The organism is Streptomyces sp. AM25, from assembly GCF_058146165.1.
The window spans coordinates 43,807-59,498 of sequence record NZ_JBKIWN010000020.1 but is presented as its reverse complement, the minus strand read 5'-3'; the positions used below and the strand labels follow the sequence as shown (position 1 = coordinate 59,498).

The 15,692-nt window shown below is 73.3% G+C and carries 10 protein-coding genes; 1 reads left to right on the top strand and 9 read right to left on the bottom strand.

All coding sequences use genetic code 11. The features are described from left to right. Window positions 1-87: 87 nt before the first annotated feature. Together ACLHRZ_RS25945 and proB are read right to left on the bottom strand one after the other, a co-directional pair. Window positions 88-546 (bottom strand): DUF8830 family protein, encoded by a 459-nt coding sequence (locus tag ACLHRZ_RS25945; RefSeq protein ID WP_490420926.1) that lies wholly within the window; start codon window positions 544-546, stop codon window positions 88-90. Window positions 547-735: 189 nt separating this feature from the next. Continuing rightward, the gene (proB, locus tag ACLHRZ_RS25940) at window positions 736-1,899 is read right to left on the bottom strand and encodes a glutamate 5-kinase (protein WP_490420925.1); all 1,164 of its coding nucleotides are present in this window, start codon (window positions 1,897-1,899) and stop codon (window positions 736-738) included. Between the two features lie 256 nt (window positions 1,900-2,155). Here proB and ACLHRZ_RS25935 point away from each other — a divergent pair, with 256 nt between their 5' ends. Continuing rightward, entirely contained in the window at window positions 2,156-4,201 is a 2,046-nt protein-coding gene (locus tag ACLHRZ_RS25935) for a hypothetical protein (RefSeq protein WP_490420924.1), read from the top strand. 70 nt (window positions 4,202-4,271) lie between these two features. Here the strand turns inward: ACLHRZ_RS25935 and obgE are convergent, their stop codons facing one another. From obgE to ACLHRZ_RS25900, 7 genes are all read right to left on the bottom strand, one after another. Next, window positions 4,272-5,714: a GTPase ObgE gene (gene obgE, locus ACLHRZ_RS25930; protein WP_490420923.1), complete on the bottom strand. Its 1,443-nt coding sequence runs from the start codon at window positions 5,712-5,714 to the stop codon at window positions 4,272-4,274. A gap of 166 nt (window positions 5,715-5,880) precedes the next feature. Next, entirely contained in the window at window positions 5,881-6,135 is a 255-nt protein-coding gene (gene rpmA / locus ACLHRZ_RS25925; RefSeq protein WP_114036862.1) for a 50S ribosomal protein L27, read from the bottom strand. 14 nt (window positions 6,136-6,149) lie between these two features. Then, on the bottom strand, window positions 6,150-6,470 hold the full coding sequence (rplU, locus tag ACLHRZ_RS25920) for a 50S ribosomal protein L21 (RefSeq protein WP_018538042.1): 321 nt from the start codon (window positions 6,468-6,470) through the stop codon (window positions 6,150-6,152). A gap of 248 nt (window positions 6,471-6,718) precedes the next feature. Beyond that, complete coding sequence (locus ACLHRZ_RS25915) at window positions 6,719-10,942, bottom strand: Rne/Rng family ribonuclease (protein ID WP_490420922.1); 4,224 nt, start codon at window positions 10,940-10,942, stop codon at window positions 6,719-6,721. A 224-nt stretch (window positions 10,943-11,166) separates the two neighbouring features. After that, complete coding sequence (locus tag ACLHRZ_RS25910) at window positions 11,167-11,946, bottom strand: TIGR03936 family radical SAM-associated protein (protein ID WP_490420921.1); 780 nt, start codon at window positions 11,944-11,946, stop codon at window positions 11,167-11,169. A gap of 217 nt (window positions 11,947-12,163) precedes the next feature. Next, window positions 12,164-14,089, bottom strand: coding sequence for a TIGR03960 family B12-binding radical SAM protein (locus ACLHRZ_RS25905; RefSeq protein ID WP_490421079.1), 1,926 nt, complete (start codon window positions 14,087-14,089; stop codon window positions 12,164-12,166). A 70-nt stretch (window positions 14,090-14,159) separates the two neighbouring features. Continuing rightward, on the bottom strand, window positions 14,160-15,680 hold the full coding sequence (locus ACLHRZ_RS25900; protein ID WP_490420920.1) for a CYTH and CHAD domain-containing protein: 1,521 nt from the start codon (window positions 15,678-15,680) through the stop codon (window positions 14,160-14,162). Window positions 15,681-15,692: the final 12 nt, after the last annotated feature.

Below are 15,692 nucleotides of genomic sequence, written 5' to 3'. Positions count from 1 at the left end.
CGGGCGGTTCGCGTTCGGCTGCGGGTCCGCGGTGGTTGCTCGCGCAGTTCCCCGCGCCCCTTGCGGGGCGCGAGACGGGGCGCGCTCTCAGAACGGGTGGACGCCCACCGGTGTCGCCGGCAGCGGGCCGTGGCCCTCTGCGATGCGCTGGTGGTAGGTCTCGCGGTCGATGACCTCCAGGCCGACGATCTCCCACGGCGGGAGCCTGGCCGTGGAGCGGTGCTCGCCCCACAGCCGCAGCGCGACGGCGGCCGCGTCGTGCAGGTCGCGCGCCTCCTCCCAGTACCGGATCTCGGCGTGGTCGTTGGCGTAGCGGCTGGTCAGCAGGAACGGATGGTCGTGCGCGAGCTGTTCGAGCGCCCGCCGGACCTCCTTCAGCGGCGCCTCGCTGCCCGAGACGCTGAGGGTGATGTGCCACAGCCGCGACACATCGCCGGGCGGCTCGCCGCCCGGCCGGCCCGCCGTGTCCGGCGTGCCGGACCCGACACTGGTCAGTGTGCGCTCCGCCGTCCCCTTGGGCTGCGCCCCTGGGCGCCCTCGTCTCACCGGCGGCCTCCTGTTGATCGCTGCTCCGCGCGCGGGGTGCGGAGCCGTGCCGTGCTGGTTCTCGTTGTGCTGCCGTACCTCAAAGTTGACCAGTCGGCGGGCGGCGGTGTGGGGGTTTTGCGGAAAGGACCGAGGAAAGGCTCTGCTGACCGGCACTTCCCGGCCCGCATCACCCCCGTTTGACGTCCGTCAGCGGTGCAGCACGACCAGGTCGTCCCGGTGCACGACCTCGCGCTCGTACTCGGGGCCCAGCTCGCGCGCGAGCTCGCGGGTCGAGCGGCCCAGCAGCTGCGGGATCTCCCCCGCGTCGAAGGCGACCAGCCCGCGCGCGACGGCGTGGCCCGTGGTGTCCCGCAGCTCGACGGGGTCACCAGCACTGAACTCGCCCTCGACGGAGGCGATGCCCGCGGGCAGCAGCGAACCGGTGCCCTCGACCACGGCCTTGACGGCCCCGTCGTCCAGCACCAGGGCGCCGCGCGGGGCAGAGGCGTGGGCGAGCCACAGCAGGCGGTCGGCGGAGCGGCGGCCGGTGCGGTGGAAGAACGTGCCGGTGGCCCGTCCGCGCAGGGCGGCGTCGGCCTGGCTGGCGGAGGTGAGCACCACGGGGATGCCGGCGGCGGCCGCGATCCGGGCCGCCTCGACCTTGGTGACCATGCCGCCCGTGCCGACGCCCGCCTTGCCGACGCTGCCGATCGAGATGCCCTCCAGGTCCTGCGGGCCGCGGACCTCGGCGATCCGCGAGGTGCCCGGGGTGCTGGGGTCGCCGTCGTAGAGGCCGTCCACGTCCGAGAGCAGGATCAGCAGGTCGGCGCGGACGAGGTGGGCGACGAGGGCGGCGAGCCGGTCGTTGTCGCCGAAGCGGATCTCGTCCGTGGCGACGGTGTCGTTCTCGTTGACGACGGGCACGGCGCCCATCGCCAGCAGCTGGTCCAGCGTGCGGCGGGCGTTGCGGTAGTGCGCGCGGCGGCTGGTGTCGTCGCTCGTCAGCAGCACCTGGCCGACGCGCCGGCCGTAGCGGGCGAAGGAGGCGGTGTAGCGGGCGACGAGCAGGCCCTGGCCGACGCTGGCGGCGGCCTGCTGCCGGGCGAGGTCGCGCGGGCGGCGGTCCAGGCCCAGCGGGGCGAGCCCGGCGGCGATGGCGCCCGAGGAGACCAGCACTATCTCCTTCGCGGCGGCGTTCGCGGGGCCCTGTTCGCGCAGCGTCCGGGCCAGCACGTCGACGAGCGCGTCAACCCGGTCGGCGTCCAGTCCCCCGCCCGCAGTGGTGAGTGACGAGGATCCCACCTTGACCACGATCCGGCGGGCGTCCAGGACTTCCTGCCGCGTCCCCCGCTGCTCCCCTGCCCCTGTCACGTACGTACACCCCTGTGGTCGCCGGTCATGCTGTGTGCTGCAGGCAGGCAAATCTACCCGTTGACGAGATGTCGACGTTCGACCCTGTTTGACGGCTGCTGCGGCATCGGAAGATTGCTCCGGGACCGGCGCCCGTCATACGGTCGGTGGTCGACCCCGTCGTTCCGTCTCTGCGCAACGTCGGAACAAATCCCCCACAAATATCCAAACGTCTCCTATATCTCCGTCTCCAGTCCTCCTGCCAGGAGCCCTCCCAGTGCCTTCTGCCGGAACAGCCTCCCGCCGAGCAGTGCAGCTCGCGGCGCTGCTCGCGATGCTGGCGTTCTTCGCCGCCCAGTTCGTGGGGGCGCTGCTGCCCCAGGCGGCCCTGCTGATCGCAGCCTCGACAGCGGGCCTCGCCCTCGACCTCTACCTGCAGCACCGCGACCCCGGCCTGCTCTCGCTGCTCGGCAAGATCCGCTTCGACGTCATGGTGCGGCAGCTGCTGCGCGACGTCCTGATCCTGGTCGGGCTCCTGCGCCTCAACAGCGACAACTCCCTGCGCGGCTACACCACGGTCGTCTCCGGGCTGGTCCTCTTCTACGGCGCGCACCTCGCCTGCCAGGCGCTCGCGATCATCGTCAAGCGCACCCGCACCCTGCCGTTCGTCACCCGCAACGTCGACACCGACGGACTGCACCTGACCGCCGCGCCACCGCGCCTGCTGTACCGCCAGCACGGCCGGCGGCTGCTGCGCTTCGCCGGCGCCCCCACCGTCGGCCTGCTGCTCACCGTGGCCACCTCGGACACCGTGTGGGCCGAGAGCGGAGTCGCCGCGGGCGTGCTGCTCGCCGTCGCCGGCACCGTGCACCTCGCGGGCTGGCTCAAGCCGGAGCGGCGCATCGCCGACGAGAAGCAGGCGCTGGAGTGGCTCGACCGGTGGCTCGCGGACTACAAGCCCACCGTCGGCATGTACTTCTCCGGCGGCACCACCTCGGCCTACCAGGCCAACATGTGGCTCTCCACGCTCGCCGAGCTCGACGGCAGGCCCGTCATCGTGCTGCGCGAGCGGTTCATGGTGCAGAAGATCGAGGCCACGGACGTGCCCATCGTCTGCATCCCCAAGGTCGTCCACCTGATGGCCCTGGAGAAGTCGACACTCAAGATCATGCTGCACCCCGCGAACTCCGGCAAGACCTCGCAGGTGCTGCGGATGCCGTCGATCAAGCACGCCTTCACCAACCACGGCGAGAGCGACAAGCTCTCCAGCTGCAACCCCTACTCCAAGGCCTACGACGAGGTCTGGGTCGCCGGCCCCGCCGCCCGCGAGCGCTACCAGCTCGCCGACATCGGCGTCGAGGACAAGGACGTCGTCGAGGTCGGCCGCCCGCAGCTCGCCCCGATCCTGCCGTGCAGCACGACGCCTCCCGGCGAGGACGAGTACGTCACCGTGCTGTACGCGCCCACCTGGGAGGGCTGGGACGGCAACCCGGGCAACACGTCCGTCATGCTCGCCGGCGAGAACATCGTCCGCGGGCTGCTGGCCGACCCCAAGGTCCGGCTGCTGTACAAGCCGCACCCGATGACCGGCTCCGTCGACCCCCGCGCCGGGCAGGCCGACGAGCGCATCCAGGCCATGATCCGCGAGGCCAACTCCCGCCGCGGCGGCCCCCGTCCCGGCCCGGAGGCCGCGGCCGGGCCGGCCCGCCGCGCGGCCGAGCTGGAGGCCCTGACCACCAGCTCCTTCCGCGACAGTGCGGACGAAGTGGAGCGCATGCTGCTGCAGGGCACCCCGGAGCCGGGCCGCGCGGCGGGCGTCGCGGACGCCACCGCGGCCTGGGAGGCGGCCTATTGGGCCTCGCTGCCGGAGTGGGAGCACCAGATCATCACGGACGCGCGGCCGTCCCTCTTCAGTTGCTTCAACCAGGCGCGGCTGCTCGTCAGCGACGTGTCGAGCGTGGTCTCGGACTACCTGATCAGCGAGAAGCCGTACGCGGTCGCGAACACGAGCGGGATGAGCGAGGACGAGTTCCGGGCGAACTTCCCGACCGTCAGCGCGGCGACGGTCCTCACCCCGGAGGCGGACGGGATCGCCGGGCTGCTGGCCGCCGTGCGCGACCCGGCGCAGGACGGACTGGCCGCCGCGCGCAGCGAGTTGAAGGTGCAGCTGCTGGGCCCGTCGGACCCGCCGTCGCTGGTGCGGTTCAACCGGGCGGCGCTGGACCTGGCGGCCGAGGCCGACGCACGGCAGGCGCGGATGGCCGAGCGGGCCTCGGCCGTGCCCGCACCGCGGGAGGCCGTGGAGGCCGGGCAGCGGGGCTGAACTTCCGTACGGCGAACGCCGGAGGGGCGGGACGACTCATGTCGTCCCGCCCCTCCGGCGTTCAACGGACCTACTCCCCGAAGGGGTTGAAGCCCTCGTACTCGTTCTGCACGTCGTCCCGCTCGGCCTCGCGGTCGCGGCGGCGCTGGGCGGCCGGGCGCGGGGCCTCGAAGCGGTGGTCCTCGCCACGGCGGCCCAGCATCTCCGCACCGGCGGCCATCGACGGCTCCCAGTCGAAGACGACCGCGTCCTCCTCGCTGCCGATCGCGACGCCGTCGCCGGCCCGCGCACCGGACTTCATCAACTCCTCCTCGACACCGAGGCGGTTGAGGCGGTCGGCCAGGTAGCCGACGGCCTCGTCGTTGCTGAAGTCGGTCTGGCGCACCCAGCGCTCCGGCTTCTCACCGCGCACGCGGTAGATGCCGTCGTCCTCCAGGGTGACCGTGAAGCCCGCGTCGTCCACCGCCTTCGGGCGGATGACGATCCGGGTCGCCTCCTCCTTCGGCTTGGCGGCACGCGCCTCCGCGACGATGCCGGCCAGGGCGAAGGAGAGCTCCTTCAGGCCCTCGCGGGAGACCGCCGACACCTCGAAGATGCGGTAGCCGCGGCCCTCCAGCTCGGGGCGGATCATCTCGGCGAGGTCCCGGCCGTCGGGGATGTCGACCTTGTTGAGGACGACGAGGCGCGGCCGGTCGTCCAGGCCGCCGTACTCCTTGAGCTCGGCCTCGATGACGTCGAGGTCGGTCAGCGGGTCGCGCTCGGACTCCAGCGTGGCCGTGTCCAGCACGTGCACGAGCACCGAGCAGCGCTCGACGTGCCGCAGGAACTCCAGGCCCAGGCCCTTGCCCTGGCTGGCACCGGGGATCAGACCGGGGACGTCGGCGATGGTGTAGACGGTGGAACCGGCCGTGACCACGCCGAGGTTCGGCACCAGGGTGGTGAACGGGTAGTCCGCGATCTTCGGCTTGGCGGCCGACAGCACCGAGATCAGCGAGGACTTGCCCGCGCTCGGGTAGCCCACGAGGGCCACGTCGGCGACGGTCTTCAGCTCCAGGACGATGTCCTGGGCGTCGCCGGGCACGCCCAGCAGCGCGAAGCCGGGCGCCTTGCGGCGGGCCGAGGCCAGCGCGGCGTTGCCGAGGCCGCCACGGCCGCCCTGGGCGGCGATGAACCGGGTGCCCTGGCCGACGAGGTCGGCGAGCACGTTGCCGTGGCGGTCCTGGACGACGGTGCCGTCCGGGACGGGCAGCACGAGGTCCGTGCCGTCCTTGCCGGAGCGGTTGCCGCCCTCGCCGGGCTTGCCGTTGGTGGCCTTGCGGTGCGGGCTGTGGTGATAGTCCAGGAGCGTGGTGACGGACTGGTCGACGACCAGGATCACGTCCCCGCCACGGCCGCCGTTGCCGCCGTCGGGGCCGCCGAGCGGCTTGAACTTCTCACGGTGGACGGAGGCGCAGCCGTGGCCTCCGTTACCCGCGGCGACGTGCAGCTCGACGCGGTCCACGAAGGTGGTCATAGCGTGTGCCTCCTGTGGGGGTCCCCCCGGCCGAAGGCTGGGGGAGTACGGGATGTATACGGAATGTCTTTGTTGTAACGCAGCGAGGGCGGACCCGCTTCCCCGGGGCCGGGGAAGGGAGGTCCGCCCTCGCTATCGCTCTACGGAGCCTGTATCAGGTGAGTGATCAGGCAACCGGAACGATGTTGACGACCTTGCGGCCACGGTGGGTGCCGAACTGCACCGCACCGGCCTGCAGCGCGAACAGCGTGTCGTCGCCACCACGGCCGACGCCGGCGCCCGGGTGGAAGTGGGTGCCGCGCTGGCGGACCAGGATCTCACCGGCGAGCACGGTCTGACCGCCGAAGCGCTTCACACCGAGCCGCTGGGCATTCGAGTCGCGACCGTTCCGGGTGGACGATGCGCCCTTCTTGTGTGCCATGTGTTCTCAGTCCCTTACTTCGCCGGAGCGTCGATGCCGGTGATCTTCAGCGCGGTGTGCAGCTGGCGGTGGCCGATGCGCTTCTTGTAACCGGTCTTGTTCTTGTACTTCTGGATCCGGATCTTGTCGCCCTTGTGGTGGTCGACAACCTCGGCCTGGACCTTCACGCCGGCCAGGACCCACGGGTCGCTGGTGACAGCGTCACCGTCGACGACCAGCAGCGTGGAGAGCTCGACGGTGTCGCCGACCTTGCTGGTGGAAATACGGTCAACCTCGATGACGTCGCCGACAGCAACCTTCTGCTGACGGCCGCCGGTGCGCACGATCGCGTACACGCGGAACTCTCTCTCGCTAGGAACGGGACCTCTGATGCCAGCCGCTCGCACGGGCAGAGCCCATGACGATCCTTGTGGGGACGAGCGGCCTCCCCCGGCGGAGCCGGGAGGTGTTTGCTCAGGGGTTTCGGTGTCGCACAGGTTTGCACAGACACCGACGGTCAAGGTTACGGGGCCTTGACCAGGGGGTCAAACCGGGCCCCCGGGCCGGGGGTCGGGGAATTCTCCCCGGCCCCCGGCCTCGGGACTCAGTCCTCGGCGACGGCCTTCTTCGCCGTCTTCTTGGCGGCGGTCTTCTTGGCCGTGGCCTTCTTCGCCGTCGTCTTCTTGGCAGTCGTCGTCTTCTTGGCGGCTGCCTTCTTCGCCGTCGTCTTCTTCGCCGTGGCCTTCTTGGCGGCCGTCTTACGGGCCGTCTTCTTGGCCGGAGCGGCCTCCTCGACGGCTTCCGCCCCGACCTCCGCCTCGGCCTGCACGGGCTCCGGCTCGGCCTCCGGCTCCGCGGCCGGTGCACCGACGACCACGACGGCCGTCTCCCCGGCGCCCTCCGGCGCACCCGCCGGAGCGGACGCCTTGCGGGTCGCCCGGCGCCGCGCACGGGGCGCCGCCACCGGGGCCTCGGGCTCCGGCTCGGGCTCGGCGGCCGGCACCTCGGGCTCGGCCGGGGCCGGGGCCGGAGCAGCAGCCACGACGACCTCGGGCTCCGCCGGCGCCGCCGGGGCCGACACCTTGCGGGTCGCCCGGCGCCGCGTACGGCCGCCACGGGCGGCCGCGGCGGCCTCCGCCTCAGCAGGGCTGCTGAACCACTCGTCCTCGCCGGAGACGGACGGCACGAGCTCCGCCTCCGTCACCGGGACGGGCTCCAGCTCGGGCGCGGCCTCGGGAGCCTCGACGGCCTCCGGAGCCTGCGGAGCGGGCGCCGCCTTGCCCTTCTTCTTGCCGCGCTTGCCGCCGCCACCGCCGCCGACCGTGGTCGGCTGGTCCATGTGGACGATGACGCCACGGCCGTTGCAGTGCACGCACTGCTCGGAGAAGGACTCCAGCAGGCCCTGGCCCACCCGCTTGCGGGTCATCTGGACCAGACCCAGCGAGGTCACCTCGGCGACCTGGTGCTTCGTGCGGTCCCGGCCCAGGCACTCCAGCAGGCGCCGCAGCACCAGGTCCCGGTTGGACTCGAGCACCATGTCGATGAAGTCGATCACGATGATGCCGCCGAGGTCGCGCAGCCGCAGCTGGCGCACGATCTCCTCGGCCGCCTCCAGGTTGTTCCTGGTGACCGTCTCCTCCAGGTTGCCGCCCTGGCCGGTGAACTTGCCGGTGTTGACGTCGACCACGACCATCGCCTCGGTCCGGTCGATGACGAGCGAACCGCCGCTCGGCAGCCAGACCTTGCGGTCCAGCGCCTTCATCAGCTGCTCGTCGATCCGGTACGTGGCGAAGACGTCGACGTCCGACGTCCACTTCTGCAGCCGGTCCGCGAGGTCGGGCGCGACCTGCGAGACGTAGCCGTGGATGGTCTCCCAGGCGTTGTCGCCGCTGACGATGACCTTGGAGAAGTCCTCGTTGAAGATGTCGCGGACGACCCGGACCGTCATGTCCGGCTCGCCGTACAGCAGGGTCGGGGCGTTGCCGCTCTTCGCCTTCTTCTGGATCTCCTCCCACTGCGCCTGCAGACGCTCGACGTCACGGCGCAGCTCGTCCTCGCTCGCGCCCTCGGCGGCGGTGCGCACGATGACGCCCGCGTCCTCGGGGACGATCTTCTTGAGGATGGTCTTCAGGCGCGCCCGCTCGGTGTCGGGCAGCTTGCGGCTGATGCCGGTCATCGAGCCCTCGGGCACGTAGACCAGGTAGCGGCCGGGCAGCGAGACCTGGCTGGTGAGCCGGGCGCCCTTGTGGCCGATCGGGTCCTTGGTGACCTGGACGAGCACGGACTGGCCGGACTTCAGCGCGGTCTCGATGCGGCGCGGGCCGCTGCCCATGCCGAGCGCCTCGAAGTTGACCTCGCCCGCGTACAGGACCGCGTTGCGGCCCTTGCCGATGTCGACGAACGCGGCCTCCATGGACGGCAGGACGTTCTGGACCTTGCCCAGGTAGACGTTGCCGACGTAGCTGGCGGCCTGCTCCTTGTTGACGAAGTGCTCGACGAGGACGTTGTCCTCCAGCACGCCGATCTGGGTGCGGTCGCCGTTCTCGCGGACGACCATCACGCGCTCGACGGCCTCACGGCGGGCCAGGAACTCGGCCTCCGTGATGATCGGCACCCGGCGGCGGCCCTGCTCGCGCCCCTCGCGGCGACGCTGCTTCTTGGCCTCCATGCGGGTCGAGCCCTTGATGGACTGCACCTCGTCGAAGCCCGTGCCGCCCTCGGTCCGCGGACGCGGCTCGCGGACCTTGACGACGGTGCGCTCGGGCTCGTCGGAACCCGGCTCGGCCTCGACGGCCTCGCCGCTGCGGCGCCGGCGGCGACGACGGCGACGGCTGCCGGCGGACGCGGAGACGCCGGCCTCCTCGTCCTCGTCGGCCTCCTCCTCGGCGGCCTCGGGCTCCTCGTCCTCGGCCTCCGGCTCCTCCTCGGTGCCCTCGGCCTCCGCGGCCTCGCCCCGGCGACGGCGGCGGCCACCACGGCGGCGACGGCGCGACGGGCGCTCGCCCTGCTCCTCCTCCGCCTCCTCGGCGGCCTCGGCCTCCTGCGGCTCCTCCTCGGCGGCCAGCTCGACGGCCGGCGCCTCGACGGGCTCGCCACGGCGGCGGCGACGGCGGCGTCCGCTCTCGGCGGGCGCCGGGACCTCGGCGACGGCCTCCTCCTCGGCCGGCTCCTCCGGCACGACGGCGGCAGCGGCAGCGGCGGTCTCGGGCGTCTGGAACATCGGCTCGGCGAAGACCGGCGCCTGGAACATGGCCGTCGGCGGCCGCACGGCCCGCCGGCGGGTGCGGCCTTCGGGTGCGCCGGTCTCCCCGGCGGTCTCCTCGGCAGGGGCGGCGGTGCGACGGGCCGTACGGCGGCGACGCGGCTCCTCCACGGCCTCCGCGGTCTCCTCGGCCTCCACGGCCTCCGGCTCACCGGCGACGGTCTCGGCGGCCTGCGGGGCACCGGCGGGCGCGCCGGCACGACGCACCGCACGGCGGCGGGAACGGCCCTCGGCGGGCATCTCCGCCTCCTCGGCAGCGGCCTCCTCGACGGCCTGCGGCGCACCGGCCGCGGCGGTGGCGCGACGGGTCGCACGACGGCGACGCGGCTCCTCCACGGCCTCCTCGGCCTGCGGCTCCTCCGCAACAGCGGCCTCGGCGGCCTCCGGCGCACCGGCCGGAGAGGTCACCCGGCGGGTCACACGACGGCGACGCGGCGCCTCCGCAGCTGCGGCCTCGGTGGCCTCCTCGCGGGTCTCCTGCACCTGCGCCTCCTCGGCGGCCTGGGGCGCGCCGGCGGGCGCGGTGGCACGGCGGCGCGGACGCACCGGCGCGGCGACGACCTGCTGGGCCTGCGGCTCCTCTGCGGGGACCGCGGCAACGGCAGCCGGCTCGGCGACAACGGACTCGGCGGTCTCCGCGACGGCCACGGGCGCGGCGACCGGGCGGGTCGCCCGGCGACGGCCACGGGCGGGCGCCGCGACGGGGGCCTCGACAACGGCCTCCGGCTCCTCGGCAACCTCTTCGGCAACCGGCTCGACGACCCCGGCCTGCTCGGCGGCGGCCTCGACCTCGGCAACTGCAGCCTCGGCGGCCTCAGGCGCACCGGCCGGAGCGGTCGCGCGGCGGGTGGCGCGACGACGCGTACGGGCGGGGGCCTCAGGGATCTCGGGGGCCTCGGCAGCCTCCTCCACAGCCTCCGGCGCGGTCGCGGGGCGCGCGGCCCGGCGACGCGTACGGGAGGGCGTCTCCTCGGCGGCGTCGGCCGTCACAGCCTCCTCCGCACCCTGCGGGGCACCGGCCGGCGCGGTCGCCCGACGGGTCGCACGGCGACGCGGACGGGCAGGGGTCTCTTCAGCGGCCTCAGCGACCTCGGCCGTCACGGCCTCGGTCTCGGGCTCGGCGGGAGCAGCGGCCTTGCGCGTCGCGCGACGGCGCGTACGGGCGGGCTCGGCGGCCTCCTCGGCCGCGGGCTCGGCCGCAGGCGCCTCGGGCGCGGCAACCGCACGGGTCGCACGGCGGCGCGTGCGAGCGGGCTTCTCCTCGGGGGCTTCGGCGGCCTCGGCGGCCTCGGTGCCTGCCGGCTCCGCCTCGGCGGCCTTGCGCGTGGTCCGGCGGCGCGTACGCGCCGGCTTCTCCTCGGCGGCGTCCGCCGCGGGGGCCACGGGGTCGGCAGGGACCGCAGGGTCGGCTGCGGACGCCTCCGGCGTCCCGGCCGGCCGCGAGGCCACCCGGCGGCGGCGCCGCGGGGGCAACGTGTCGCTAGGCGACGCGGAGGTCGTATCGGTGGGACCGGCCGGGGCGCCGGAGGCGCCACCGGTCTCGGTGGGCTCAATGGATTCGAGCATGCGGGCGGTTCTCCCGTCACGCTCCCGGGCGCCGCGTCGTGTTCCGGCCCGTCGGCCCGCGTGATGAGCGCGGAACCGCCGTCCGGGGCGCGGTCGCCGCACGGGAGCTGTCGTCTCGCTCGCCGGGGCCGAGTCTCGTCGGCACCGGCGAAAGTCTCCTGGTCAGTGCGCCGGCCGGACCGGGTGGCTCCCTGGTGGATCGGCGGCGCGTTCGACGGCCGTCCTTACGCGGAACCTTCCGGCACCTGCTGCGCGGCGCTCGGTCCGGCGGCCGTGGGTGGGGCGGCCGGGGTGGCGTCGCGGTCGGGCGCGAGCGGATCGGTCACCGTGCCGGACTCCTCATCGAGCAGCCCCTGCGCCAGCCTGGTCACCGCTGCGGGGACCGGCGGCGCCAGGTCGGCCACAGCGCGGAGACCGGACAGGACGTCGTCGGGTCGTACGGCGGGTGTGTCATGCCGAACAACCAGCCGCAGTATCGCACAGGCTGCGTCACCGGGCCTATCGGCCGGAGCTTCGAGCGCCTCGAGTCGGGTCACCGCAGCCCGGGCGTCGAAGGTCCGCAACCCGTTTTTGGTACGGCGCTGGACCTCCACACTCTCCGCCGCGAGGAAGGCGGCCACGGCGCGCCCGGCCTCGGCCGGCTCGACGCCGTCGAGCCGCAGCTCCCACACCGAGGCCTGCAGCCGGTCGGCGAAGGCGGAGGTGCGGGCCTCCACCGCGTCGACGATGTCGAGCCCGTCGGGCAGCGACTCGTCGAGCAGCTCGCGCAGGCGGGCGGGGTCGCGCACCTCGGCGAGCTGGATCTCCAGGTACTCGGCCTCGCTGCCGGTACCGGTCGGGGCGGCGTTCGCGTACGACACCTTCGGGTGCGGGGTGAAGCCTGCCGAGTACGCCATGGGCACCTCGGCCCGGCGCAGTGCCCGCTCGAAGGCGCGCTGGAAGTCGCGGTGGCTGGTGAACCGGAGGCGGCCGCGCTTGGTGTAGCGCAGACGGATGCGCTGCACCGCGGGTGCGGGCGGCGGGCCTTCGGGCTGTCGCTTGCCCAGTGTCTTAGTCCTTCGTGAGTGAGGTCGTACTGCTACCTAGAGTACGTGCCACAAAGGCCCCGCCGGTCCGGCGGGGCCTTTGCAGGAACATCGGTGCTACCCGACCACGCTCAGCGGCAGCAACGGCCCACTCCCGCGCCAGCAGGGAAGGCGGTCAGCACACAGCTACCGTACGTCACTTCACCACCGTCAGCGGCAGCAGCTTCTTGCCGGTCGGGCCGATCTGGATCTCGGTCTGCATCTGCGGGCACACGCCGCAGTCGAAGCAGGGGGTCCAGCGGCAGTCGTCGACCTCGGTCTCGTCGAGGGCGTCCTGCCAGTCCTCCCAGAGCCAGTCCTTGTCGAGACCGGAGTCCAGGTGGTCCCAGGGCAGGACCTCCTCGTACGTGCGCTCGCGGGTCGTGTACCAGTCGACGTCCACGCCCTGCGGGGGCAGCGTCTTCTCGGCGCACTCCATCCAGCGGTCGTACGAGAAGTGCTCGCGCCAGCCGTCGAAGCGCCCGCCGGACTCGTAGACCGCGCGGATGACCGAGCCGAGGCGGCGGTCGCCGCGGGAGAGCAGGCCCTCGACGATGCCGGGCTTGCCGTCGTGGTAGCGGAAGCCGATCGAGCGGCCGTACTTCTTGTCACCGCGGATCTTGTCGCGCAGCTTCGCCAGGCGCGCGTCGGTCTCCTCGGCGGACAGCTGCGGCGCCCACTGGAACGGCGTGTGCGGCTTGGGCACGAAGCCGCCGATCGACACCGTGCAGCGGATGTCGTTGGCCTTCGAGACCTCGCGGCCCTTCTGGATGACGTTCATCGCCATGTCGGCGATCTGCAGCACGTCCTCGTCGGTCTCGGTGGGCAGGCCGCACATGAAGTACAGCTTCACCTGGCGCCAGCCGTTGCCGTACGCGGTCGCGACGGTCCGGATGAGGTCCTCTTCCGAGACCATCTTGTTGATGACCTTGCGCATGCGCTCGGAGCCGCCCTCGGGGGCGAAGGTCAGACCGGAGCGACGGCCGTTGCGGGTCAGCTCGTTGGCGAGGTCGACGTTGAAGGCGTCCACGCGGGTCGACGGCAGGGAGAGACCGATCTTGTCGTCCTCGTACCGGTCGGCCAGGCCCTTGGCGACGTCGCCGATCTCGGTGTGGTCGGCCGAGGACAGCGACAGCAGGCCGACCTCCTCGAAGCCGGTCGCCTTGAGGCCCTTGTCGACCATCTCGCCGATGCCGGTGATGCTGCGCTCGCGCACCGGGCGCGTGATCATGCCGGCCTGGCAGAAGCGGCAGCCGCGGGTGCAGCCGCGGAAGATCTCGACGGACATCCGCTCGTGCACGGTCTCGGCGAGCGGGACGAGCGGCTGCTTGGGGTAGGGCCACTCGTCGAGGTCCATGACGGTGTGCTTGGACACGCGCCACGGCACGCCGGAGCGGTTGGGCACGACGCGGCCGATACGGCCGTCGGCCAGGTACTCCACGTCGTAGAACCGGGGGACGTACACGCCGCCCGTCCGCGCGAGACGGAACAGCAGTTCGTCGCGCCCGCCCGGGCGGCCCTCGGCCTTCCAGGCCCGGACGATCTCGGTGATCTCCAGGACGGCCTGCTCGCCGTCGCCGATGACGGCGCAGTCGATGAAGTCGGCGATCGGCTCGGGGTTGAACGCGGCGTGGCCGCCCGCCAGCACGACCGGGTCGTCGAGGCCGCGGTCCTTGGCCTCCAGCGGGATGCCGGACAGGTCCAGGGCCGCGAGCATGTTGGTGTAGCCGAGCTCGGTCGAGAAGCTCAGGCCGAAGACGTCGAAGTCCTTGACCGGCCGGTGCGCGTCCACGGTGAACTGCGGCACGCCGTGCTCGCGCATCAGCGCCTCGAGGTCCGGCCACACGCTGTAGGTGCGCTCGGCGAGGACGCCCTCGCGCTCGTTGAGGACCTCGTACAGGATCATGACGCCCTGGTTGGGCAGTCCGACCTCGTAGGCGTCGGGGTACATGAGCGCCCAGCGCACGTCGCACTCGTCCCAGGGCTTGACGGTGGAGTTGAGCTCTCCGCCGACGTACTGGATGGGCTTCTGGACGTGCGGAAGAAGCGCTTCCAGGCGCGGGAAGACCGACTCGACAGGCATCGCGATGTCTCTCATGAGCGGACAGGGGTGACCCTCAAGAGTAACGCGCCGCAGAAGTCGCCCTGACGCGTCAGGCGAGCCCCGCCCGCCACCGCTTGTCCGAGGCCTCGGCCCACAGGGCGGGCAGCTCGCCCTCGTCCTGCGCGGCCTGCTGCTCCTCGCGGCCGTACAGCAGCCCGAACGTGAACGTCGGCTCCCCGGCCCCGTGCGCCTGGTCGGCTATCTCGCGCAGGGCGCCCCGGGCCATCACGCTGTCCTGGTGGTCGCCCAGGAGCGTCTGGACGGACTTCATCTGCCGCGCGAAGCGCCGGGCCGCCCCGCCCAGCGCCGGGGTGGCCGCCTCGGCCGCGTAGCGGGCGCGCTTGGCGGCCTTGCGGGCGTCGTGCAGGGCGCTGTCGCGGCCGGGCCCGGGGCCCGCGGCGAGGGCCGCGTCGATGCGGACGGCCAGCCGGCCGTAGTCGCCGAGGACGGCCTTGGCCAGGACGGGCTGCGGCGGACGGGCGGCGGCCGGGCGCAGCGGCGGGTCGGCGAGGAGGGCGTCGAGCGCGTCGAGCAGAGCGAGGTAGCGCTTGCTGTCGAGCACCTCGGCCAGCCGGCGCCGCGAGCCGGCGCGGCGGCCGCCGGACCAGGTGCGCAGCCGGGCGCGGGCGGGGCCGCGGACGAGGGCGCGCGGCACCTCGTCCAGGCGCTGCCGCAGCCGGTCGGCGAGGACTTCGCGGTCGCGGTCGACGCCCAGCTCGGCGGCGAGCCACTTGAGCTCCTCGCCGATCGGGTCCGTGGCCCGCCGGTCGAGGACCTTGCGGTACGAGCGGAAGGCGCCGCGCAGCCGCCTGGTGGCGACCCGCATCTGGTGGACGGCGTCCTCGGTGCCGCGGCGGGCGCCGGGGTCCAGGGCGACGACGGCCTCGGCCTGCTGCCGCAGGTAGTCCAGGACGTGGTCGCCCGCGGAGGCGCTGCCCCTGCCGGGCCTGCGCTCCTCGGCCGCGGGGGCGGTGCCCAGGGCGCGGGAGAGCTTGGAGGGGGCCTTCGAGCGGCGCAGGCCGGCCTTGCGCAGGCGGGGTTCGAGCGCGTCGAAGAGGGCGGGGCCGGTGCCCTCGGCCAGCTCGACCTCGTACTCCGTCCACTCGGTGACTTTCTCGTCCTCCCGGAGGCGGACGGCGCGCACGCGGTCCTCGGTCGCCTCGGCGAGCAGTGTGCCGTGCTCGTCCAGCAGGTGCAGCACCCGGCGGCGGCTGGTGATGCGGACGAGCGGGGTGAGGGCGGAGTCGCGGGTGCGGGAGCGGACGAGGGCGGCGAGGGTGCGGGGGACGCGGGTGGCGAGGGGGGCGCGGATCTCGTCGCGGACTCCCTCGGCGACGGGGAGTTTGAGGTGCCAGCCCGCGTCGGTGCCGCCGGTGCGGCGGCGCAGGGTGATGCCCGCGGCGAGGAGCCGGCGGTCGGCGGTGTCGTAGTAGACGGCGTCCAGCTCCTGCGTCCCCCGGTCGGCGACGCCGGCGACGGGCGCGGTCCCGCCCAGGTCGGGGAACCGGGCCGCGCCCGTATCGTCTCCGGCTTCGTACTTCCGCTCGATCTCTCGCACGGTGTCCGCCATGACAGTGAATCT

Coding starts and splice junctions, on each gene's coding strand:
- obgE (WP_490420923.1), bottom strand. CDS start 5,714: ATGACCACCTTCGTGGACCGCGTCGAGCTGCACGTCGCCGCGGGTAAC.
- rpmA (WP_114036862.1), bottom strand. CDS start 6,135: ATGGCACACAAGAAGGGCGCATCGTCCACCCGGAACGGTCGCGACTCG.
- ACLHRZ_RS25915 (WP_490420922.1), bottom strand. CDS start 10,942: ATGCTCGAATCCATTGAGCCCACCGAGACCGGTGGCGCCTCCGGCGCC.
- ACLHRZ_RS25905 (WP_490421079.1), bottom strand. CDS start 14,089: ATGCCTGTCGAGTCGGTCTTCCCGCGCCTGGAAGCGCTTCTTCCGCAC.
- ACLHRZ_RS25900 (WP_490420920.1), bottom strand. CDS start 15,680: ATGGCGGACACCGTGCGAGAGATCGAGCGGAAGTACGAAGCCGGAGAC.